General features: G+C 62.2%; 17 protein-coding genes. 10 read left to right on the top strand and 7 right to left on the bottom strand.

Annotated elements, in window-relative coordinates:
* Positions 1 to 85: 85 nt before the first annotated feature.
* The 4 genes from ACZ445_RS21205 to ACZ445_RS21190 all read left to right on the top strand — a co-directional run bounded on the left by ACZ445_RS21205 (position 86) and on the right by ACZ445_RS21190 (position 3810).
* Complete coding sequence (locus ACZ445_RS21205) at positions 86 to 601, top strand: ankyrin repeat domain-containing protein (RefSeq protein ID WP_464707527.1); 516 nt, start codon at positions 86 to 88, stop codon at positions 599 to 601.
* Between the two features lie 42 nt (positions 602 to 643).
* Positions 644 to 1174 (top strand): hypothetical protein, encoded by a 531-nt coding sequence (locus ACZ445_RS21200; protein WP_071492765.1) that lies wholly within the window; start codon positions 644 to 646, stop codon positions 1172 to 1174.
* A 67-nt stretch (positions 1175 to 1241) separates the two neighbouring features.
* Positions 1242 to 1433 (top strand): PLDc N-terminal domain-containing protein, encoded by a 192-nt coding sequence (locus ACZ445_RS21195; RefSeq protein WP_003172956.1) that lies wholly within the window; start codon positions 1242 to 1244, stop codon positions 1431 to 1433.
* A gap of 289 nt (positions 1434 to 1722) precedes the next feature.
* Positions 1723 to 3810, top strand: a complete 2088-nt coding sequence (locus ACZ445_RS21190; protein ID WP_058424616.1) for an LTA synthase family protein — start codon at positions 1723 to 1725, stop codon at positions 3808 to 3810.
* Positions 3811 to 3866: 56 nt separating this feature from the next.
* On the opposite strand, the gene ACZ445_RS21185 is transcribed toward ACZ445_RS21190, so the two are convergent.
* Positions 3867 to 4019: a DUF3309 family protein gene (locus ACZ445_RS21185; RefSeq protein WP_015885095.1), complete on the bottom strand. Its 153-nt coding sequence runs from the start codon at positions 4017 to 4019 to the stop codon at positions 3867 to 3869.
* A gap of 328 nt (positions 4020 to 4347) precedes the next feature.
* On the opposite strand from ACZ445_RS21185, the gene ACZ445_RS21180 reads away from it, so the two are divergent.
* Positions 4348 to 5163: an SDR family oxidoreductase gene (locus ACZ445_RS21180; protein ID WP_058424615.1), complete on the top strand. Its 816-nt coding sequence runs from the start codon at positions 4348 to 4350 to the stop codon at positions 5161 to 5163.
* A 129-nt stretch (positions 5164 to 5292) separates the two neighbouring features.
* The gene (csrA, locus tag ACZ445_RS21175) at positions 5293 to 5496 is read left to right on the top strand and encodes a carbon storage regulator CsrA (RefSeq protein ID WP_058424614.1); all 204 of its coding nucleotides are present in this window, start codon (positions 5293 to 5295) and stop codon (positions 5494 to 5496) included.
* 2 nt (positions 5497 to 5498) lie between these two features.
* Here csrA and ACZ445_RS21170 read toward each other — a convergent pair whose 3' ends face one another.
* Genes ACZ445_RS21170 through ACZ445_RS21155 form a run of 4 tightly spaced genes read right to left on the bottom strand, consistent with a single transcriptional unit; the run spans position 5499 to position 10503 of the window.
* On the bottom strand, positions 5499 to 5726 hold the full coding sequence (locus ACZ445_RS21170) for a YheU family protein (protein ID WP_003192759.1): 228 nt from the start codon (positions 5724 to 5726) through the stop codon (positions 5499 to 5501).
* A 59-nt stretch (positions 5727 to 5785) separates the two neighbouring features.
* The gene (locus tag ACZ445_RS21165; RefSeq protein ID WP_058424613.1) at positions 5786 to 6970 is read right to left on the bottom strand and encodes an osmoprotectant NAGGN system M42 family peptidase; all 1185 of its coding nucleotides are present in this window, start codon (positions 6968 to 6970) and stop codon (positions 5786 to 5788) included.
* Between the two features lie 23 nt (positions 6971 to 6993).
* A complete protein-coding gene (gene ngg, locus ACZ445_RS21160; protein ID WP_464707526.1) occupies positions 6994 to 8727 on the bottom strand; it encodes an N-acetylglutaminylglutamine synthetase in 1734 nt (577 codons plus the stop codon).
* A gap of 3 nt (positions 8728 to 8730) precedes the next feature.
* A complete protein-coding gene (locus ACZ445_RS21155; protein ID WP_464704257.1) occupies positions 8731 to 10503 on the bottom strand; it encodes an N-acetylglutaminylglutamine amidotransferase in 1773 nt (590 codons plus the stop codon).
* Positions 10504 to 10718: 215 nt separating this feature from the next.
* Between ACZ445_RS21155 and ACZ445_RS21150 the strand changes: the two genes are divergently transcribed.
* On the top strand, positions 10719 to 15557 hold the full coding sequence (locus ACZ445_RS21150) for an NEL-type E3 ubiquitin ligase domain-containing protein (RefSeq protein WP_464707525.1): 4839 nt from the start codon (positions 10719 to 10721) through the stop codon (positions 15555 to 15557).
* On the opposite strand, the gene mnmC is transcribed toward ACZ445_RS21150, so the two are convergent.
* Entirely contained in the window at positions 15558 to 17540 is a 1983-nt protein-coding gene (mnmC, locus tag ACZ445_RS21145) for a bifunctional tRNA (5-methylaminomethyl-2-thiouridine)(34)-methyltransferase MnmC2/FAD-dependent 5-carboxymethylaminomethyl-2-thiouridine(34) oxidoreductase MnmC1 (protein ID WP_464707524.1), read from the bottom strand.
* Between the two features lie 141 nt (positions 17541 to 17681).
* On the opposite strand from mnmC, the gene pap reads away from it, so the two are divergent.
* The 3 genes from pap to ACZ445_RS21130 all read left to right on the top strand — a co-directional run bounded on the left by pap (position 17682) and on the right by ACZ445_RS21130 (position 21764).
* A complete protein-coding gene (pap, locus tag ACZ445_RS21140; protein WP_179028369.1) occupies positions 17682 to 19196 on the top strand; it encodes a polyphosphate:AMP phosphotransferase in 1515 nt (504 codons plus the stop codon).
* Positions 19197 to 19539: 343 nt separating this feature from the next.
* Positions 19540 to 20724 carry a thiolase family protein gene (locus ACZ445_RS21135; RefSeq protein ID WP_058424995.1) on the top strand — a complete coding sequence of 395 codons (1185 nt, stop codon included), beginning with the start codon at positions 19540 to 19542 and terminating at the stop codon, positions 20722 to 20724.
* An 83-nt stretch (positions 20725 to 20807) separates the two neighbouring features.
* Positions 20808 to 21764 carry a DMT family transporter gene (locus ACZ445_RS21130; protein ID WP_464704254.1) on the top strand — a complete coding sequence of 319 codons (957 nt, stop codon included), beginning with the start codon at positions 20808 to 20810 and terminating at the stop codon, positions 21762 to 21764.
* Between the two features lies 1 nt (position 21765).
* On the opposite strand, the gene ACZ445_RS21125 is transcribed toward ACZ445_RS21130, so the two are convergent.
* Positions 21766 to 23148 carry a class II fumarate hydratase gene (locus ACZ445_RS21125; protein WP_058424993.1) on the bottom strand — a complete coding sequence of 461 codons (1383 nt, stop codon included), beginning with the start codon at positions 23146 to 23148 and terminating at the stop codon, positions 21766 to 21768.
* Positions 23149 to 23220 lie beyond the last annotated feature (72 nt).

Below are 23220 nucleotides of genomic sequence, written 5' to 3'. Positions count from 1 at the left end.
GCCGCTTTTGACAAAAAAGTCATGACAGTTGGGAACTCCCTCGCGACACTGGGCGCCATATACAGCACCAGACAAGGAGCCCCACATGTCAGACCAAGCCAAACAAATGACCGAAGACGAAGCCGCCGAATTTGCCGAACAGGTCTTCGACGTTGCCCGTAAAGGCGACGCCGCCATGCTCGCTGCGCTGCTGGCCAAGGGCTTGCCGGCCAACTTTCGCAACCATAACGGCGACACCCTGCTGATGCTCGCGGCCTACCACGGCCACGCCGAGGCGGTAAAAGTGCTGCTGGAGTTCAAGGCCGATCCGCAGATCGCCAACGACAAGAACCAGCTGCCGATGGCTGGTGCAGCGTTCAAGGGCAACCTGGACGTGGTCAAGGCGCTGATTGAAGGGGGTGCGCCGGTGGATGCCGTGTCTTCCGACGGCCGTACGGCGTTGATGATGGCGGCGATGTTCAACCGCGTGGAAATGGTCGATTACCTGCTGGGGCAGGGCGCCAACCCCAAGGCCTCCGACGCCAATGGCGCCACCGCACTGGCTGCCGCGCAGACCATGGGCGCCGTTGATACGGCGGCGCAGTTGCAGAAACTGGTGTAGGCTACGCGCCCTCAAAAGCCAGCCCGCTACAGGATCATTTCCATGAAAACCGCCCTCGTCGAACTCATCAGCAAAATCAGCGCCGGCGTCATGGGCGAGGACGAGGTGGCGCGCATCGCCGATGAAGCGGCCCAGGCTTACGCCGACCCGGCCGCGTTTCTGGCGGCCAACCCGGATATCAACTACGACGACACCTTCCCCATCCCACTCGGTGAGTGGGTGGTGGTCGGCAGCCTGCCGGACACCGTACTGTTCCAGGCCGACACCTATGGTGACCTGTTCGCGCAGATCGTCGCGTCGTTCGGCCCCGGCGTGGCGTTCAACCTCAAGCCCAAGCAACTGGCCAAGACCGAAGACCTGACCGCGCTCAACCGCATCCAGATCCAGATGAGCGCCCTCAGCCCCGAGGATGGCGGCTATGTGCTGCTCAACTTCAGCCAACTGCTGGATGACGAAATCCAGGCGGTACTGGTCTACGGCAACGATCTTCCGCGCGTGCTGGAGCTGTGCGCCGAAGTCGGCATCAAGGGCGAACCGTCCCTGGAAGCGCTGAAAGTGGCCGTTCACGTCTGAAATAAAACGGAACCCCCGCCAGGGCTGACTATCCTACAAGGGCATGCCCTCACTTAGGAGCGACACCATGGGTTCCACTTTTAATGGCTTGATCGGGCTGATCATCCTCGCGCTGGATATCTGGGCGATCATCAACGTGTTCAAAAGCGGCGCAAGCACGGGCGCCAAGGTGTTGTGGATCCTGTTGATCCTGCTGCTGCCGGTGCTGGGCCTGATCATCTGGGCGATTGCCGGGCCGCGGGGTAATGTGCGGATCTGATCGCGCCGCCCACCAGGCAGCTGTCGAACCCAGACTCGGCAGCTGCCAGGCCATGGCTTTTCCCTTCATTTCATTTTGTGTTTCGAAATATTCGCTGCACAAAATTTTCACATCCCGTCCAAGACAATTCGCCGGCTTTATCTTCCTGCCAAGGCCCTATTTCAAGAGCCACTAAAGGCGGAGCGCCGGTGCACGTTCAGTAATTAATAGCCTTGCCGCCGTTGATCGGGCACCATTCGCGCCACTGCATTACTTCGTCACTTAAACTTCCAATGGGTCCTGAAACGACATGGCAAACCCGGACGCCCTGAGTCAGCAGCGAGCTTCTAATCGCCTGCTGCAACCGACCGTCAAATCCCATCTGGCGTACACGCTGCTCTGCGCACTGGTCATGATGGTGATGTTCTCCCTGCTGCGCCTGGCGCTGCTGGTGTACAACCGCGAAATGATCCTCGACACGCCGGCCTCGACCTTCCTCGAAGCGTTCGGCAATGGCACGCGCTTTGACATCCGCTTCGTGATGTACGCGTTGGTCCCGCTGCTGCTGGCGCTGTTCAGCGTCCGCGCCATGGCCGCGCGTGGGTTCTTCCGTCTATGGCTGACCGTCGCGTCCAGCATTGCCCTGTTCCTGGGCCTGATGGAAATGGACTTCTACCGCGAGTTCCACCAGCGCCTCAACGGCCTGGTCTTCCAGTATGTGAAGGAAGACCCCAAGACCGTGATGAGCATGCTCTGGTACGGTTTCCCGGTAGTGCGCTACCTGCTGGCCTGGGCCGTGGGTACGTTGATCCTGAGCATGGCGTTCAAAGGCGCCGACCGCGCCACACGTCCCCGTGGCCCGTTCAGCGGTGGCAGCATCGGCACCCGCCAGGTGGCGCCTTGGTACACGCGCATCGCGGTGTTCGTGGTCTGCCTGCTGATCGCCGTGGTCGCCATCCGTGGCACCCTGCGCCAAGGCCCTCCACTGCGTTGGGGTGATGTGTACACCACCGACTCCAACTTCGCCAACCAGTTGGGCCTCAATGGCACCTTGTCACTGATTGCGGCGGCCAAAGCCCGGTTCGGCGAAGACCGTTCAAACATCTGGAAGGCCACCCTCGACCAGCCGCTGGCTACCCAGACCGTGCGTGACATGCTGGTGCTGCCGCAAGAGAAGCTGGTGGATACCGACATCGCCGCCGTGCGCCGCGACTACATGCCGCCGGCCGAGAAGACGCTGCCGATCAAGAACGTGGTCGTGATCCTCATGGAGAGCTTCGCCGGTCACTCGGTCGGCGCATTGGGTCGTCCGGGCAACATCACGCCGTACTTCGACAAGCTGTCCAAGGAAGGCCTGCTGTTCGACCGCTTCTTCTCCAACGGCACCCATACCCACCAGGGCATGTTCGCCACCATGGCGTGCTTCCCGAACCTGCCGGGCTTCGAATACCTGATGCAGACCCCCGAAGGCAGCCACAAGCTGTCGGGCCTGCCGCAGTTGCTCAGCGCGCGCAAGTTTGACGACGTGTATGTGTACAACGGCGATTTCGCCTGGGACAACCAGTCGGGCTTCTTCAGCAACCAGGGCATGACCAACTTCATCGGTCGCAATGACTTCGTCGACCCGGTGTTCTCCGACCCGACGTGGGGCGTTTCCGACCAGGACATGTTCAACCGTGGCCTGGAAGAGCTCAAGGCGCGTGAAGGCGGCAAGCCGTTCTATGCGTTGCTGCAAACCCTGTCCAACCACACGCCGTATGCGCTGCCGACACCATTGCCGGTGGAGAAAGTCACCGATCGTGGCAGCCTCAACGAGCATTTGACCGCCATGCGCTACTCCGACTGGGCATTGGGCCAGTTCTTTGAGAAGGCCCGCAAGGAGCCGTACTTCAAGGAAACCCTGTTCGTGATCGTGGGTGACCATGGCTTCGGCAACGAGCAGCAGATCACCGAAATGGACCTGGGCCGTTTCAACGTGCCGATGCTGATGATCGCACCAGGCATGCAGGAAAAGTTTGGCGAGCGTGACCACACCGTAGGCACCCAGATCGACATCGTGCCGACTATCATGGGCCGCCTTGGTGGCGATACCCTGCACCAGTGCTGGGGCCGTGACCTGCTGAACCTGCCGGAAGGCGATAAAGGCTTTGGCGTGATCAAGCCATCGGGTAGCGATCAGACCGTGGCGTTGGTGACGGCAGACCGCATTCTGGTGTTGCCGAAGGAAATGCCACCGAAGTTGTGGGAATACGAACTGGGCGCGAACCCGACCGGTAAAGTGATCCCTGACTCGCCCGACGAGGCAGCCTTGAAGCAGAAACTTGAGTCGTTCCTGCAGACGGCTACAAAGAGTTTGTTGGATAACACCGCCGGTGTGGTCAACGGCAAGCCGGACTAATTAACCGGCCATAAAAAAAGAGGCCCTTTAAAGGGCCTCTTTTTTTTGCCTGGCGTTTATATACGACCAAGCAACAACAGCACCAGCAGCACCACCAGCACCACGCCGAGGATACCCGACGGGCCGTAACCCCAGTTGCGTGAGTGAGGGAATACTGGCAAACCGCCGACCAGCAGCAGGATCAGGATAATGATCAGAATGAGGCTCATGGTTTTTTTCCTTATTGGCCTTCTGCAAAGACCGGTTGTTTAACGATAGGCCCGAGTAATTAATACGGACGCCTTAACAACTCCGACTGTGGCCCTTCGTAGAAAATTCAGTATTTTTTTAAAGCATTTCGCAAACAGGCTTATTTCTTTTAATGCCGTCGCAACTAAAACCTATTAGTTGAAAAATATTGAACTTAGGCTATAAGCAAACATCCGACCCGGCCCACGGTTTGCCACGGGCATTCATCACTCTGATGGTGGATGGGGGCAGGAAAAACCTTCGCTACACTGCCGGTCACTTCTTCCGTGAACCACAAGGCAACTTCTTATGCAAAATCGCATGATGATCACTGGCGCCGGGTCCGGCCTGGGTCGTGAAATCGCTCTGCGCTGGGCCCGTGAGGGTTGGCAGTTGGCCTTGTCGGATGTCAGCGAGCCCGGCCTGCAAGAAACCCTGAGGCTGGTACGCGACGCCGGTGGTGATGGTTTTATCCAGCGCTGCGACGTGCGCGACTACAGCCAGCTCACTGCATTCGCCCAGGCCTGTGAGGTCAAGCTCGGCGGTATCGATGTGATCGTCAACAACGCGGGCGTGGCGTCAGGCGGCTTCTTTGCCGAGTTGTCCCTGGAGGACTGGGACTGGCAGATCGCAATCAACCTGATGGGCGTGGTCAAGGGCTGCAAGGCGTTCCTGCCGTTGCTGGAAAAGAGCAAGGGCCGCATCATCAACATCGCCTCCATGGCGGCACTGATGCAAGGGCCGGCCATGAGCAACTACAACGTAGCCAAGGCCGGTGTGGTGGCGTTGTCGGAGAGTCTGCTGGTGGAACTCAAGCAGCAGGAAATCGGTGTGCATGTGGTGTGCCCATCGTTCTTCCAGACCAACCTGCTGGATTCTTTCCGTGGGCCAACCCCCGCCATGAAGGCCCAGGTGGGCAAGCTGCTGGAAAGCTCGCCGATTTCGGCGGCGGATATCGCCGACTACATCTATCAGCGGGTCGCGGAAGGCGAGTTCATGATCCTGCCCCACGAACAGGGGCGCATGGCATGGGCGTTGAAGCAGAAGAACCCGCAGCTGCTGTATGACGAAATGACCAGCATGGCCGACAAAATGCGCGCCAAGGCCCAGGCTGCCAAGGGCTGATTCGCTAATGGTCTGTCAGGCATTTTACCTGTAGATGTAGGTAGCGCCTGATTTCACGGCAAGCCATTGATGCGCACCACAGCCTGCGCGCATGGTCGAGGTCCTTTCACTGTTAAAAGGACAACCGCCATGCTGGTCTTAAGCCGCGCCATAGGCGAAGTCATCTCCATCGGTGATGACATCGCCGTACACATCCTCGAGTTGAACGGTACCCAGGTGAAGTTCGGCGTTGAAGCGCCGGCCGGGGTGCATGTACATCGCGCGGAGGTGCATCAGAAAATCCGCGAGCGCCAGGGCGCCAGCCCCCATCCGGTGCCAGTGCCCAATCTCTGACGTCAGTCGAACAGATGCTTGGGCACGTCGTGCTTGAGCATCAACTGGCACTGCTCGCTTTCCGGATCGAACACGATCAGCGCCTGGCCCTTGGTCAGTGCCTGGCGCACGCGCAGCACGCGGGTTTCCAGAGGCGTGTCGTCGCCATTGTCGGTGCCGTCGCGGGTCACGAAGTCTTCGATCAGGCGCGTCAGCGTGTCGACTTCAAGTGCATCGTAGGGAATCAGCATACAAGCCTCGGGTGATGGATCCCGGCGATCCTACTGCGCCGGGACCGTAGTTGCCAGTCTCAGGCCTTGTTGCCCACCAGGCTGTCCACCGACGGCACTCGCGTGTCGCTCTCCATCTGCGTCTCGTGCTCGATCTGGTGACTGAACCGGTCCAGAGAACCCTGTGCCGGCTGTGCATCGCTGGCGAACACGGGCGGGCTGAGAATATAGGCACCCAATAGACGACTCAGCGCCGCCAGGCTATCGATATGCGTGCGCTCGTAGCCGTGGGTCGCATCGCACCCAAATGCCAGCAACGCGGTGCGGATATCGTGGCCGGCGGTGACAGCCGAGTGGGCGTCACTGAAGTAGTAGCGGAACAGGTCGCGGCGCACCGGCAACTCGTGGTCGGACGCCAGGCGCAGCAAATGCCGCGACAGGTGATAGTCATACGGCCCGCCGGAATCCTGCATCGCTACGCTCACCGCATGCTCGCTGGAGTGCTGGCCGGGGGCGACCGGGGCGATATCGATGCCGACGAACTCACTGACGTCCCAGGGCAGGGCGGCCGCTGCGCCACTGCCGGTTTCCTCGGTGATGGTGAACAGTGGATGGCAGTCGATCAGCAACGGCTCGCCACTGTCGATGATGGCCTTGAGTGCGGCCAGCAGCGCAGCGACGCCGGCTTTGTCGTCCAGGTGCCGGGCGCTGATGTGCCCGCTCTCGGTGAATTCCGGCAGTGGGTCGAAGGCGACATAGTCACCGATGCCAATCCCCAGGGAGTCGCAGTCGGCACGGGTTGCGCAGTAGGCGTCCAGACGCAGTTCGACATGGTCCCAGCTCACCGGCATTTCATCCACGGCGGTATTGAACGCGTGCCCGGAGGCCATCAACGGCAACACGCTGCCACGGATCACGCCGTTATCGGTAAACAGGCTGACGCGGCTGCCTTCGGCAAAGCGGCTCGACCAGCAACCCACCGGCGCCAGGCTCAGGCGGCCGTTGTCCTTGATGGCGCGCACGGCGGCGCCGATGGTGTCCAGGTGTGCCGATACCGCACGGTCGGGGCTGTTTTTCTGGCCTTTGAGGGTGGCGCGGATGGTGCCGCGCCGGGTCATTTCAAAGGGGATGCCCAGTTCTTCCAGGCGCTCGGCGACGTAGCGCACGATGGTGTCGGTAAACCCGGTGGGGCTGGGAATGGCGAGCATTTCCAGCAGCACTTTTTGCAGGTAGTTCAGATCCGGTTCGGGGATGGTTCGGCTCATAAAGACTCCTAAGGTCGGATCGTTCAGCTATGGGGAAACAGCAAATCCACAAACTTCTCTGCGGTCGGTTGCGGTTCATGATTGGCCAGGCCGGCCCGTTCGTTGGCTTCGATAAACACGTACTCGGGTTGGTCGGCGGCGGGCACCATCAGGTCCAGGCCCACCATGGGGATGTCCAGGGCGCGGGCGGCGCGCACGGCGGCGTCCACCAGCGTGGGGTGCAGGATGGCGGTGACGTCTTCCAGGCAGCCGCCGGTGTGCAGGTTGGCGGTGCGGCGCACGGCCAGGACCTGGCCACGGGGCAGGATGCTGCTGTAGTCATAACCAGCGGCTTTCAGCGTGCGTTCGGTTTCGCCATCCAGGGGGATTTTGCTTTCACCGTCGGTCGCCGCCTGGCGACGGCGGCTCTGGGCTTCGATCAGCGTGCCGATGGAATGATGACCATCACCGGTCACCTCCGCCGGGCGACGGATCGCAGCGGCCACCACCTCGAAGCCGATCACCAGGATGCGCAGGTCCAGGCCTTGGTGGAAACTCTCCAGCAACACACGGCTGTCGAATTGCCGCGCTGCCTCAATGGCTTGCTGCACCTCCTCGATACTCTGCAAATCCACTGCCACGCCCTGGCCTTGCTCGCCATCCAACGGCTTGACCACGATGCGCTGGTGCTCATCGAGGAACTCCAGGTTGTCATCCGCGCTGCCCGCCAGTTGCTGCGCGGGGAGTTTCAAACCGGCGGCCTTCAGCACCTTGTGCGTCAGGCTTTTGTCCTGGCACAAGGTCATGCTGATAGCGCTGGTCAGGTCGCTCAACGACTCACGGCAACGCACTCGGCGCCCGCCATGGCTCAATGTGAACAGGCCGGCGTCAGCGTCATCCACCTGCACATCGATACCGCGTCGGTGGGCCTCTTCGACAATGATTCGCGCATAGGGGTTGAACCCCGCCTGCGGGCCAGGCCCGAGGAACAACGGCTGGTTGATCCCATTCTTGCGTTTGATCGCGAAGGTGGTCAGCGCGCGGAAACCGAGCTTGGCGTAAAGGTTCTTGGCCTGGCGGTTATCGTGCAGCACCGACAGGTCCAGGTAGCTCAGGCCACGGCTCATGAAATGCTCCACCAAGTGACGCACCAGCACTTCGCCCACGCCCGGGCGCGTGCATTGCGGGTCGACCGCCAGGCACCACAGGCTGCAACCGTTTTCCGGGTCATGAAACGCTTTCTGGTGATTCAGCCCCATCACGCTGCCGATCACTGCGCCACTGTCTTCATCTTCTGCCAGCCAGTACACCGGGCCGCCTTGATGACGCGGCGTGAGGCGTTCGGCGTCGACCGGCAGCATGCCACGCCCCTGGTACAGCTGATTCACCGCCAGCCAATCGGCCTCGGTCTGCACCCGCCGAATGCGGAAGCCGCGAAACACCCGGGTAGCCGGCCGATAATCGCTGAACCACAGGCGCAGCGTGTCGGAGGGGTCGAGAAACAGCTGCTGGGGATCAATCCCCAGGATCTGCTGGGGCGCCGCCACATACAACGCGATATCACGCTCACCCGGTTGCTCATGGAGCAGCTCCTGGGCCAGGCTGGCTGGGTCGGGAAAGGTATGCCCGATCAGCAACCGGCCCCAGCCGCAATGCACGGCAATCGGCTCGGCGGCCAATGGGCTGCCGTCTTCTGCCAGGCGCGCCTGCAGGCGCTCGTAGGTCGGCGCCTGGCCCTTGATCAAGCGTTGGCTATAGGCCGCTGCAAGAGGTTTCATCAATCAGATTCCTTGTTCGCTGAGCCACAGGTTCAGCGCTGCCAGTTGCCACAGCTTGGAGCCACGCAACGGCGTCAATTGGCCCTGCGGGTCGGTCAACAAGCGGTCCAGCGCGGCGGGGTTGAACAGGCCGCGATCCTGGCTCGGGTCGAGCAGCAGTTCGCGTACCCAGTTCAAGGTATCGCCCTGCAAGTGCTTGAGGCCCGGCACCGGGAAGTAACCCTTCTTGCGGTCGATGACTTCGCTCGGAATGACCCGGCGCGCCGCTTCTTTCAGCACTTGCTTGCCGCCATCGGGCAACTTGAATTTACCTGGCACGCGGGCCGACAGCTCCACCAGGCGGTAGTCCAGGAACGGCGTGCGCGCTTCCAGGCCCCAGGCCATGGTCATGTTGTCGACGCGTTTGACCGGGTCGTCCACCAGCATCACCGTGCTGTCCAGGCGCAGGGCCTTGTCCACCGCCGCATCGGCGCCGGGCATGGCGAAATGTTCGCGCACGAAGTCGCCCGCCGCATCGTTGGCGGTCAGCCATTTGGGCGCGACAGTGGCGGCATAGTCGTCGTAGCTGCGGTCGAAAAATGCATCGCGATAGGCTGCATAGGGATCGGCCGCACCGTCCACCTGCGGGTACCAGTGGTAACCGGCGAACAGCTCATCGGCGCCCTGGCCGCTTTGCACCACCTTGCAATGCTTGGCCACTTCCCGCGACAGCAGGTAGAAGGCAATGCAGTCATGGCTGACCATCGGCTCGCTCATGGCGCGGAAGGCCGCCGGCAGTTGCTCGATGATCTCGCTTTCGGCGATGCGCAATTGATGGTGGCGCGTGCCGTAGTGCTTGGCGATCAGGTCCGAGTACTGGAACTCGTTGCCGGCCTCGCCACCGGCGTCTTCAAAGCCGATGGAGAAGGTCGACAAATCCTGTACGCCGACTTCACGCAGCAGGCCGACGAGCATGCTCGAATCGACACCACCGGAGAGCAGCACCCCCACATCCACCGCAGCGCGTTGGCGGATGGCCACGGCTTCGCGAGTGCTGTCGAGCACGCGGTCGGTCCAATCTTCCAGGCTCAGGTTTTTTTCGTCTTCGCGCGGGCCGTAGGGCAGGGTCCACCAGGTCTTTTGTTCAGTCTTGCCGCTGGCATCGATACGCATCCAGCTCGCTGGCGGCAGTTTTTCAATGCCCGCCAGCAAGGTGCGTGGCGCCGGCACCACGGCGTGGAAATTCAAATAATGGTTGAGCGCCACCGGATCAAGGATCGGGTTGATATCGCCGCCCTTGAGCAGCGCCGGCAAGGCCGAGGCAAAGCGCAGGCGCTGACCGGTGCGCGACAGGTACAACGGCTTCACGCCGAGGCGGTCGCGGGCGATGAACAGGCGCTGGGCATCGCGTTCCCAGATCGCGAAGGCAAACATGCCGTTGAGCTTGGGCAGCAGTGCCTCGCCCCAGGCGTGATAACCCTTGAGCAGCACCTCGGTGTCGCCGCCGGAATAGAAGGCGTAGCCCAGGGCTTCCAGCTCTTCTCGCAATTCCGGGAAGTTATAGATCGCGCCGTTGAACGCCAGGCTCAGGCCCAGGTGCGAATCGACCATCGGTTGGGCTGAACCGTCCGACAGGTCCATGATTTTCAGGCGCCGATGGCCCAGGGCTATCGGCCCCTGGGCATGAAAACCCCACGCGTCAGGGCCTCGCGGGGCCAAGTGATGGGTGATGCGTTCAATCGCTGCCAGGTCGGCAGGTTGGGCATCGAAACGTAATTCTCCAGCTAATCCGCACATAAATTCCTTACCGGTTTTTCCGTTGGGGAGCATAAAACTCAATACGCCCGACAGGGCGCGTACCCAGAAACTGACACGGGGCTATTCGTGGAGTTTTAGATCAATCGGTTATAAGCGGGGCAGGTCTGTCGCAAGGCGGTATACAAATACCCGGTTGTGACCCAGGCCAGGCTTATCGTTTGGCGTCATGTTCAGCTGGCTGAGGAGACATGCCGATGACGCAAAAACGCGATTTGAGAGAGGTCGCCGCAGGGGCGACTCAAGATGAACTGGACAGGGCGTTGCTCGATATGACTGCCGACCTGGACAAGGCGCAGGTTTTGCGCAAAACCTTGCCGCACTGGTTGGTTGAAGCCGACGCTTCGACACTCACGGCCCTTGAACAGGCGCATATCGACAGCAAGGTGATCCGTGAGAATGTCCGTTACCTGTTGAGCCGCCTGGAACCGCTGGATCAGTACTGCGCAGAGCGCTTGACCAACTTTCTGCGGGCCAAAGGGGTTGAGTCGCCGGATGTCAGGCAAGACCTCCTGGAGCTGCCCAGGCGCAAGCTCACTGGGGTGAGCCCGGACCTGGGCGGCGGCTTGCTCCAGACCGTAACCTATACCAAGCAAAGCCTGCTGCATGCGGCGATGCAGAACTTCTCCGAAGAGCGCGCCGAGCCGGGGGGCATGTCCGTTGCCGCCGTGGTGCGCTCTGCGGCCACCAAGCAGCCGATGCGCGGGCTGACGGTGCCCGAGTTTGTCGGCTATTGCCGGGAGCTGGACCTGGGGGCGCTCTATCAAACGCATATCGAAGAGGTCTTCGACCTGCCCGACCCGAAAAGCCAAGACGAAGTCAGCTCCTACAACCAGGCCGCCGTCACTATTGGCCAGGGCAAACTCATGGACATGCGCATGGATCTGCATATTGCCTTGTGCAAGGGGCATATCGAAGCCGCGACCTACGCGCGGTTGCTCAAGCTGATCGGGTTCGACCGTCCGGCCAGTGAGCTCAAGAGCAAGGTGCCGGGCAATGGCCTGATCAATTGGCAGGGCTTGAACATCGATGACACCTGCGTGTGGAGTGTATTGGTGTTTTCCGACAGCGCACCGGGCAGCCTGGATACCGGCCCCTTTATTGTCTACATGCCTAACGAGCCCGCCAGGCCCTGGTACGAGTACCCGACGCTGGAGGACTTCAAGGTGTACTTGTCCTTGAAGCTGCAAATCAAGAGCTACCGGACGTTTTTCGAAGGGTACCTGGATGAGTCCAACCGCCTGGATTTTTTCGAATCGTTCGACAGGACACGCAAGGTTGGCCAACTGCGCGCCTTACCCGTCACAACCAGCTTGACCGGGTTCTTCTTCCAGGCCTTTGTCGGCAAGATTCAATTGGATGCGCTGGTGCTGGCGGTGCCCAAGGCCCAGGTCGACCAGCAAGCCAGTGAAGAGCGTATGCAGCGCTATCTGGACCTGGGGCTGGACCTGCTGAATGTGGCGTCGTTGGTGGTGCCGGTGTTGGGTCAGTTGATGCTCGGGGTCGCCGTCGGACAGCTGTTGGGTGAAGTGTTCGAGGCCGTCGAGGACTGGCAGCACGATGAACATACCGAGGCACTTCGGCATCTGGTGAACGTGGCTGAAAACGTCGCCGGCATGGCCTTGTTTGTGGCAGGCGGGCGGGTAGTGGGGACGTTGAAGCGCACCCTGACCACTTCTACGGAGTTCTTCGAGAAGTTCGAAGCCGTCACCATTGCCGACCAGGGCCAGAAGCTCTGGCGGCCAAGGCTCAATGCCTATCGACAGCCTGAGCCGGTCGCACGCCAGACCGTGGCCAGTTCTCGAGGGGTGTACCAAGTCAACGGCCGCTCCTACATCCGCATGGGTGGAAACCACTATTCGGTTGCCTTCGATACCAGACTGCAGAAGTGGCGGGTCATCCATCCACAGCGTCCGCAGGCTTACCGCCCGCCGCTGGAGCACAACTTCCGTGGTGGCTGGCAGCATGTCTACGAGCGCCCCTTGCAATGGGAAGACCCCGTCTACAGCCTCAGGCGACTGGACCCAAGCCTTGACGAATTGCCCGCTGAGCCGTTGTCGAACCTGGCGACCCTCACCAGAACGACCCTGCCACACCTGCAGGCATTGGGCAGTGCCTGCGAGCCGTTACCCGAGCGTTTTCATGACGCAGTGCTGCGCTATAAGCAAAACGACAGGGTCCATGAACTGATGGAGTACCTGGAGCGTGGTGAACGTCCCGATGCGAGTACCGCACGCGCGCAATTGTTTGCATTGCCGCTGGTGCCAGGCTGGCCAAAGGGGCGTTTTTTCGAGGTGCTGGACGAGGAGGGCGAACTGCTGGAAAGGCATCCGGAAACAGCACCTTTCGATTATGAGGACCTGAGTATCCATATCACCCGCAAGGAGTTGAGGGAGGGGCGGGTCATGGACACCTTGCTGGAGCACTTGAGCGACGAGGAACGCAGCGACCTGTTGGGCAAGGGCGTGGCGGAAGACGACCTGCGCAGCACACTGGAGCGTCGTCTGCTGGACACGCTGCGCAGCCGGCATCAAGCCGTGTTCGATCATTTGTACACCTATTACGCCGGTGTTGCCCTGAACGAATTGGTGCCGTTGTGCGAGCGCTTCAAACAACTGCCGCCCCGTGTGGCGTGGGAGCTGTACTCACAGGCCACATTAAGGGAACGCCGGTATTTGCGCACCACTGGCCAGGTACCGCTGGTGCTTGCCCAGCGGGCACGCGAGGCGGTGGACCTGTTGGAGCAGGACCGCGCACTGATGGGCCTGTACTGGCCGGAGTTGGCGGGGGACGGCACCCGACGCGTGGCCGTCGGTATGCTGCAGCGAATGCCCGGCTGGCCCCGAGACCTGGCGCTGCAGGTGCGCAGGCAAACCCTGGGCGGGGAGGTGCTGGCCGAGGCGGGCGCGTCAACAGCCGCAACGCAGAGGACCCTGGTCAGTACGCCCAAGGGGTATCAGGCATTCGATCAAAACGGCAAGGCCCTGGGGCCGGTCGCGACAGGCGCGGACGGCTTGTACACGGCGCTTTTCGATAGCCTGCTGCCACGCCAGCGTATTGCATTGAAGCTCCAGGCCGAGAATGAGGCCGCCGACTTGCGGGGCCGCCTGCGTGCCACCACGGTGCATGAGCGTGACAGCGTCGCCCGTTACCTGTGGCCGGAACGCGGGCTGCTGGAAGAAGAACCGCTGATCTGTACCCAGTCGGCGCGGGGCGAGGCAGAGCATTTTCCGGCGGCGTTGGTGCGTAAGGTCAACAAGCTTTATCCCTTGTTCAGTCCGTCGCAGGTCAACGATTTCTTGCGCGATGCGGGCCATGATCACCTGTCGCGTGCCAAGGCCGTCCAGGCGCGCGAGCAGGAGTTTGAAGCGCTGCACACGGCACTCAAACGCTGGCGTGCCGAGAAGTCTGCCAGTATCGTGCAGGCCGACCCCCTGTGGGACTATCGATTGAGTCGCCACCAGGCGGCGAAGAGCATCGAAAAGTGCTGGCGACGGATGTCGACCCTACCCGATGAGCACGCCCGCCAGGTTCCTGGGCTGTTGCTCGATGATATGGTCATCGGCCCTCTGCCGACATTGCCCGCCCAGGTGCGCTTCGATCACGTCGAGCATTTGTCATTGCGCCGTTTGAACCTGACTGACGATGTGGCGTATTTCCTCAGCCACTTCAAGGGGCTGCGCACCCTTGAACTGGGCGAAAACCAGATGACCCGGCTACCTGAAGCCCTGTCGCACATGCCGGGCCTGGAGCGGTTGTACCTGACCAACAACAAACTCCAGCTCACCGAATACACCCGTGCCAAGCTGGCCGATCTGACGCGCCTGAAGGTGTTGAACCTGGCGGACAACCCGATGCTGGATCCGCCGGATATCAGCCGTATGTTTGCGCTGCGTAGCCTGGTGTTGCGCAATTGCCGGCTCAAGGAACTGCCCAAGGACCTGTGGCGCCTGCCTTATCTTGAACACATCGATTTGCGCGCCAATGACATCAGCGTGCTGCCGGAGTGGCTATTGCGCGTGCCGCGAAACTTTGCCCAGGGTGTCAACTTGCGGCACAACCCGTTATCGGTTCAAAGCCAACTGGCCTTGAAAAACTACCGTCAGGCGTTCGGTCCGGGGATGGGGTTCCTGGAAGACGACATTGCCCGTTTGAACGAGCAGAGCGCGCGGGAATTGTGGCTGGCGGACGAACGGCTGGCGGGCTATGCGGCGAAGAAACTCACGTGGACGGGGCTCAAGGACGATCGCCGGTCGGATGCCCTGTTCAAGCTGCTCGCGGAACTGGGCGGCACCAAAGACGCCGAGTTCGTGCGTGAGGATCTGCAGCGCCGAGTCTGGCGGGTGTTGGAGGCTGCCGCGATGAACCGCGAACTGCGTGAGGAAATATTCGAACGGGCCGCCACGCCGATCAATTGTGACGATGGCGCCGCCGTCAACTTCAGCAGCCTGGAAGTCCTGGTGGAAATCAGCGATGCCAAGGCCCTCATCCAGGGGCGTGCGCTGACGCCCAAGCCGCTGTTGAAACTGGGCCGTGGCCTGTTTCGCCTGGAGCAGTTGGAGGCGATTGCGCAGCGTCATAGCGGCCTGCATCCTGCCGCCGATCCATTGGAGGTCAGCCTGGCGTTCCGCACAGGCCTGGTCGGCGAATTCTATTTGCCCGGCCAGCCTCGACACATGCGCTATTCGCGGCTGGGGGAGGTCACCCAGTTGGCGCTGGATAATGCCAAGGCTGAAGTCACGCTGGCCGAGCTGTCCCCCGAGCTGATGACGTATCTCAAGAAGCTGCCGTTCTGGACCGACTACCTCAAGCGTGCCCATGCGGCTCGCTTCGAGGCCTTGAACACGCCCTATGACGAGCGCCTCAATGACATCTTCGAACAAAGCCTGGTACTGAGCGATGCCGATTACCGGGCTCGCATGCATGCCATCCTCAATGAACGGGAGCAGGCTGAAAGTGTGCTGATCGAGCGTTTGACCGAGGACGCCATCAGGACCGAAGGGCTGGGCCCCGTGTGTGAGGCCCCGGCCGGTTGATCATTCGGCCTTGCCGGTGGTGGTGCGGATCAGCGCCCGCACGGCGAAGCGGTTGGGATGGCAGGCGTCAGCCACGGCGCGTGGTACCGGCAGCGGCTCGTTGTCCAGCCCGGCGGCGAGTAGCTCCGCACTCAGCGGGGCGGTGATCAGCCCCCTTGAGCCGTGGCCGCTGTTGACATACAACCCGTCCAGCCAGGGGCAGGCGGCGTCTGGCACTTGCCGGGCGTCTTTGCGCAGGGCGGCGTAGGCCTGGTCGAACGCCTGGCGGTCAGCCAGTGGCCCGACGATCGGCAGGTAGTCCGGGCTGGTGCAGCGGAACGCGGCGCGGCCTTCCAGCGTCGCGGGCTCCAGGGTGTTGGCGCCCAGGCGTTGGGCCAGGTCCTCGGAGATGCCCATGAGCAGCTCTAGGTTCCCGGCATGTTCAGCGGCCGTGGGCGTAAGGTCATCGCTCTTGAAGTCGAAACTGGCGCCCAGGGTGTGCTCGCCCAGGCGTGGCGGGGCAACGTAACCTTCGGCGCACACCACCGTGGCCAGGGCCTGGCTGTCGGCGGTCTGCGGCAAACGGGTGATTTGCCCTCGAATGCGCTTGAGGGGCAGGTCGGCGAAGCGCTGGACTTCGGCGGCGCCGGCCAGGATCGCCACGCTGGCGCTGGCGAGCAGGCGCTCACCGTCCCAGGCTTGCCACTGGCCATCGACATGACGCAGGTCGAGCGCATCGTGGTGGGGCAGCAGGGTCACGCCCGGCTGGTGTGCTTGCCATTCGCACAATGCCGGTGGGTGCACCCAGCCGCCTTCGGGGAAAAACAGCCCACCGTGCGCCAGTGCGACACCGGCGCGGGCCTGGGCCTGGTCGCGGTCAAGCAGGTGCAGCAAGTCTGGTGCGAAGGCAGCGGCCAGTTGCGCCTGGCGCTGGGCTTCCTTGGCATCGAAGGCCAGTTGCAGCACACCGCAACCGTCCCAGTCGACGCCGCGATGCAGGTGCTCCAGCACCCGCCGGGTGTAGCCGAACCCGGCCACTATCAACTGCGACAGGGCCGTACCATGGGCCGACAGTTTCAGGTACAGCACGCCCTGGGGGTTGCCGGAGGCTTCCCGCGCCACGCCGGCATGGCGCTCCAGCAGGCTGACCTGCCAGCCCCTGGCCGCCAGGCTGGCCGCCGTGGCACAGCCCGCCAGACCGGCGCCGATCACCAGGGCGTGACGCTCGCCCGCAATGGCGGGCGTCCTGGCGAACCATGGCTTGGTTGCGGCGGGTGCCGGTGTGTCGCTCGGCCAACCGAGAAACTCTCCACGCAGGATCTCCCACTTGTGGCCAATACCCGGCGTACGTTTCATCTTGAACCCGGCGGCGTTGATCAGCCGCCGCACCCAGCCGGTGCTGGTAAACGTGCTGATGGTCGAGCCTGGCGCCGCCAGGCGTGCCAGCTCGGCAAACAACTCGGCGGTCCACATCTCCGGGTTTTTCGCCGGGGCGAAGCCGTCCAGGAACCAGGCGTCGATCTGCGCGTCCAGTTGCGGCAATTGCTCCAGGGCATCGCCGATCAGCAGGGTCAGGGTCACGCGGCCGTTATCCAGCACCAGGCGCTGAAAGCCCTGATGGATCGCGATGTATTGCGCCAGCAGTTGTTCGGCGAAGGGCTGCAGTTCGGGCCAGAGCAGCAGGGCGCGTTGCAGGTCGGTATGGCTCAGCGGATACTTTTCCACGCTGACGAAATGCAGGCGCGCACCCGCCACCGCGTGTTGCTCGAACAGTTGCCAGGCGCAGAGGAAATTCAACCCCGTGCCGAACCCGGTCTCGCCAATCACCAGCCGCCCACCCACGGGCAGCGCGGCGAAGCGCTCCTGCAAACGGTTCTGTTCGAGGAACACATAGCGGGTTTCTTCAAGGCCCGACTTATCGGAAAAATACACGTCGTCAAAGATTCGCGAGTGCGGGCGACCTTGGTCATCCCAGTCGAGCTGGGCGTGGGTGATGGGGTTCATGGGCGGCTCGGTAAAGACAAGGCCGCCATTCTAGCCGATCAACCAGCATTGAATTGACCCACGGCAAGCGCCGGTGGAATTTCCTGCCGCGTGTTGCTGCCCAATCCGCTAGTCTTGAGCCATCTTGAAACGGAGCTGCCCATGTTCGAATCCGCCGAAATCGGTCACGCCATCGACAAAGACACCTTTGAGGCCGAAGTGCCTGCATTGCGAGAAGCCTTGCTGGAGGTGCAGTACGAGTTGCAGCAGCAGAAGCGCTTCCCGGTGATTATCCTGATCAACGGTATCGAAGGCGCCGGCAAGGGCGAGACGGTCAAGCTGCTCAATGAATGGATGGACCCGCGCCTGATCGAAGTGCGCACCTTCGACCAGCAGACCGACGAAGAACTCGCGCGCCCGCCGGCCTGGCGCTATTGGCGCCAACTTCCCGCCAAGGGCCGCATGGGCATCTTCTTTGGCAACTGGTACAGCCAGATGCTGCAAAGCCGCGTGCATGGGCAGATCAAGGACGCCCGCCTGGACCAGGCCATCGCCGGCGCCGAGCGCCTGGAAAAGATGCTTTGCGATGAAGGCGCGCTGATCTTCAAGTTCTGGTTCCACCTCTCCAAGAAACAGATGAAGGCGCGGCTCAAGGCCCTGGCCGATGACCCCCTGCACAGCTGGCGCATCAGCCCGCTGGACTGGCAGCAATCCGAGACCTACGACAAGTTCGTGCACTTCGGTGAGCGTGTGTTGCGCCGCACCAGCCGCGACTATGCGCCGTGGCATGTGATCGAAGGCGTGGACAGCAACTACCGTAGCCTCACCGTGGGCAAACTCCTGCTCGAAGGCCTGCAGAATGCGCTCAAGCTGCCCAAGGGCAAGGCCAGCGGCATGAACCCGGCGCCCTTGATCGCCTCGGTGGACAAGAAGAGCCTGCTGGACAGCCTCGACCTGTCCCAGCGCCTGGACAAGGACGATTACGAAGAACAGCTGATCACCGAACAGGCGCGTTTCTCCGGCCTGATGCGCGACAAGCGCATGCGCAAGCACGCCTTGATCACGGTATTTGAAGGCAATGATGCGGCGGGCAAGGGCGGCGCGATCCGCCGGGTGGCAGCGGCGTTGGACCCGCGTCAGTACCACATCGTGCCGATTGCCGCGCCCAGCGAAGACGAACGCGCCCAGCCTTACTTGTGGCGGTTCTGGCAGAAGATCCCCGCGCGCGGCATGTTCACCGTGTTCGACCGCTCCTGGTATGGCCGGGTGCTGGTGGAGCGCATCGAAGGCTTCTGCACCCCTGCCGACTGGATGCGCGCCTATGGCGAGATCAATGACTTCGAAGAGCAACTGCGCGATGCCGGTGTGATCGTGGTCAAGTTCTGGCTGGCCATCGACAAAGACACGCAACTGGAGCGCTTCCAGGCCCGGGAAGACATCCCCTTCAAGCGCTTCAAGATCACCGAAGACGACTGGCGCAACCGCGACAAATGGGACGACTACCGCGCGGCGGTGGGCGATATGGTTGATCGCACCAGTACGGAGGTGTCGCCCTGGACATTGGTGGAGGCCAACGACAAGCGCTGGGCGCGGGTCAAGGTGTTGCGCACCATCAATCTGGCGCTGGAGGAGGCGTTCGCCAAGTCCGACAAGCACGACAAAAAGAAAAAGAAATAATGATGCAGCTCGTTGTGGCGAGCGGACTTGTTGTGGCGAGCAGGCCTGTTGTGGTGAGCGGACTTGTTGTGGTGAGCAGGCTTGCCCTGCGTTGGGCTGCGAAGCAGCCCTAAAACCTGCCAACTCAGTCGTGCCTGAAGAACCGCGGTGCCTGATTCGGGGCCGCTTCGCGCCCCAACGCAGGGCAAGCCTGCTCGCCACAACAAGCCGGTTCACCACAACACGCTTGCTTGCCACAGTGAACCGGGCCGCCATGGTTTTGTATCTATGGGGTGAATGATCGTCGCGGTGGCGCAGGGCGGGATCTATGCTCGATCCAACAACCACAAGATCGAGGTAGCCCATGCGTGAAGTAGTGATCGTCGACAGCGTGCGAACCGGCCTGGCCAAGTCCTTTCGCGGCAAGTTCAACCAGACCCGCCCGGATGACATGGCGGCCCATTGCGTCAACGCGCTGCTCACCCGCAACGGCATCGACCCGGCGACGGTGGAGGATTGCATCGTCGGCGCCGGCTCCAACGAGGGCGCCCAGGGCTACAACATCGGGCGCAATGTGGCGGTGCTCTCGCAACTGGGCACTGGCGTGGCCGGCATGACCCTCAACCGTTTCTGCTCCTCGGGTTTGCAGGCGATTGCCATTGCGGCCAACCAGATTGCGTCGGGTTGCAGCGATATCATCGTCGCCGGCGGTGTCGAATCGATCAGCCTGACCATGAAAAGCGTCAACACCGACAACCTGATCAACCCGCTGCTCAAAGAGCAGGTGCCGGGTATCTATTTTCCCATGGGCCAGACCGCCGAGATCGTCGCGCGTCGCTACCACGTCAGCCGTGAAGAACAGGACCTGTACGCCCTGCAAAGCCAGCAACGCACCGCCCAGGCTCAGGCCGACGGCCTGTTCAACGATGAAATCGTGCCGATGGCGGTCAAGTACAAGGTCGAGGACAAGAACACGGGTGAAGTGCAGATCCTTGCCGGTGTGGTCGACCGTGACGACTGCAACCGCCCGGACACCACCCTGGCGAGTCTGCAAGGTTTGAAGCCGGTGTTTGCCGAGGATGGTTCGGTGACGGCGGGCAACTCGTCGCAGCTCTCCGACGGCGCCTCGATGACCCTGGTGATGAGCCTGGAGAAAGCCCTGGCACTGGGGCTCAAGCCCAAGGCGTTTTTCCGTGGGTTCACCGTGGCCGGTTGCGAGCCGGACGAGATGGGCATCGGCCCGGTGTTCTCGGTGCCCAAGTTGCTCCAGGCCAAGGGCTTGCAGGTGGCGGATATCGACCTGTGGGAGCTGAACGAGGCGTTCGCCTCACAGTGCCTGTATGCGCGCAATCGCCTGGAAATCGACAATGCCAAGTACAACGTCAACGGCGGCTCGATCTCCATCGGGCATCCATTCGGCATGACCGGCTCGCGGCAGGTAGGGCACCTGGTGCGTGAGTTGCAGCGACGCAACCTGCGTTACGGCATCGTCACCATGTGCGTGGGCGGCGGCATGGGGGCCACCGGGTTGTTCGAAGCGGTGCGCTGATCGGCAAGTTAAGTGTTCGCTACACAAAGTGCATCGGGTGCCCCTAGAATGCGGCTCAACTTCCTCTGGCTTCTGGGGTACTCATGCACATCTCTTCCGGCCGCTGGGTCTATGGTTTTCTCCTGACCCTGCTGACCGCGTTTCTGTGGGGCATTCTGCCGATCAAACTCAAGCAGGTGCTGCAGGTGATGGACCCGATCACCGTCACCTGGTTTCGCCTGATCGTGGCCGGCAGTTGCCTGTTCGTCTACCTGGCGCTGACCAAACGCTTGCCCAGCCGCAAGGTGCTCGGCCCCCGGGGTGGCTGGCTGGTGGCGATGGCGGTGTGCGGGCTGGTGGGCAACTACGTGCTGTACCTAGTGGGCCTGAAATTGCTCAGCCCCGGCACCGCACAATTGGTGGTGCAGATGGGGCCGATCTTTTTGATGGTCGCCAGTGTGTTCGTCTTCAAGGAGCGCTTCAGCCTGGGGCAGGGGGTGGGGCTGGTGGTGTTGATCATTGGTTTTGGCCTGTTCTTCAACCAGCGCCTGGAAGAACTGCTGACCTCGCTCGGCGCCTACACCGCCGGCGTGCTGACCATCCTGCTCGCCACCACGATCTGGGTGTTCTACGCCCTCGGCCAGAAGCAATTGCTGACGGTGTGGAATTCGTTGCAGGTGATGATGGTGATTTACCTGTCCTGCGCCGTGCTGCTCACGCCCTGGGCACATCCCCTGGAGGCATTGGACCTGAGCCCGCTGCAAGGCTGGCTATTGCTGGGGTGCTGCATGAATACCCTGGTGGCCTACGGCGCCTTTGCCGAAGCGCTGGCCCATTGGGAGGCCTCGCGGGTCAGTGCGACCCTGGCACTCACGCCGTTGGTGACCTTCGTGGCGGTGGCCTTGGCGGCCTGGCTGTGGCCCGAGTATGTGCAGGCCGAAGAGATCAACGCCCTGGGCTATGCCGGGGCGTTGGTGGTGGTAATGGGCTCGGCGACGGTGGCGTTGGCGCCGTCGCTGCTCGCCGGGCTCAAGGCCCGGCGGTTGCGCATGGCATCCTAGGCTAGGTGCCCAGCATGTCTTCGGGGCGAACCCACTGGTCGAACTCCGCATCGGTGAGGTAGCCCAGTTCCAGCGCGGCTTCCCGCAGCGTCATCCCTTCGGCATAGGCCTTCTTGGCGATCTCGGCGGACTTGTCGTAGCCGATGTGCGGGTTGAGCGCGGTGACCAGCATCAAGCCGCGCTCCAGGTGCTCGGCCATCTGCACCGGGTCGGGCTCCAGCCCGGCCACGCAGTGTTCCTGGAAGTTGTTGCAGCCGTCGGCCAGCAGTCGGATCGACTCCAGCAGGTTGTGGATGATCACCGGTTTGTACACATTCAACTGCAAGTGACCCTGGCTGGCGGCAATGCCGATGGTCACGTCATTGCCCAGCACCTGGCAGGCCAGCATCGACAGTGCTTCGCACTGGGTCGGGTTGACCTTGCCCGGCATGATCGAGCTGCCCGGTTCGTTGGCCGGCAATTTCACCTCGGCCAGCCCAGTGCGCGGGCCGGAGCCCAGCAGGCGCAGGTCATTGGCGATTTTCATCAGGGCCACGGCCAGGGTTTTCAGCGCACCGTGCAGCGTCACCAGCGGCTCATGGCCAGAGAGGGCGGCGAATTTGTTCGGCGCGGTGACGAACGGCAAGCCCGACAGCGCCGCCAGCTCCGAGGCAATCGCTTCGCCGAAGCCATGGGGCGCATTGAGCCCGGTGCCCACGGCGGTGCCGCCCTGGGCCAGCTCGCATGCGGCGGGCAGGGCGGCGCGGATCGCACGTTCGGCGTAGTCGAGTTGAGCGATGAATGCCGAAAGCTCCTGGCCGAAGGTGATCGGCGTGGCATCCATCATGTGGGTACGCCCGGTCTTCACCAGCTTCATATGTTTGGCGGCTTGCTCCGCCAGGCCGCCGGACAGGGTGGCAATCGCCGGCAGCAACCGTTGATGCACCGCCTGCACGGCGGCGATGCTCATGGCCGTGGGGAAGCAGTCATTGGAACTCTGGGAACGGTTGACGTGATCGTTGGGGTGCACCGGGCTCTTGCCGCCGCGCTTATTGCCCGCCAGTTCGTTGGCGCGGCCGGCGATCACTTCGTTGGCGTTCATGTTGCTCTGGGTGCCGCTGCCGGTCTGCCACACCACCAGGGGGAACTGGTCGTCGTGCTGGCCGGCGAGTACTTCGTCGGCGGCCTGTTCGATCAGGCGGGCGATGTCGGCGGGCAGGTCGCCATTGCGGTCGTTGACCCGTGCCGCCGCCTTCTTGACCAGGGCCAGGGCGTGCAATACCGCGAGGGGCATGCGCTGCTCGCCAATGGCGAAGTTCACCAGCGAACGTTGGGTCTGGGCGCCCCAGTAAGCGTCATCCGGGACGTGGACTTCTCCCAGGCTGTCGGTTTCGATACGGCTCATCGGGCACACTCCTTCAGGTTCGTTTGCGCAGTTTAGGCTCTGATGAGCCTTGGGGGTTCCCCTGAAAGACTT

The organism is Pseudomonas allii (assembly GCF_055380095.1).
The sequence above is the reverse complement of the archived record's forward strand: the minus strand, read 5'-3'. Positions and strand labels throughout refer to the sequence as shown.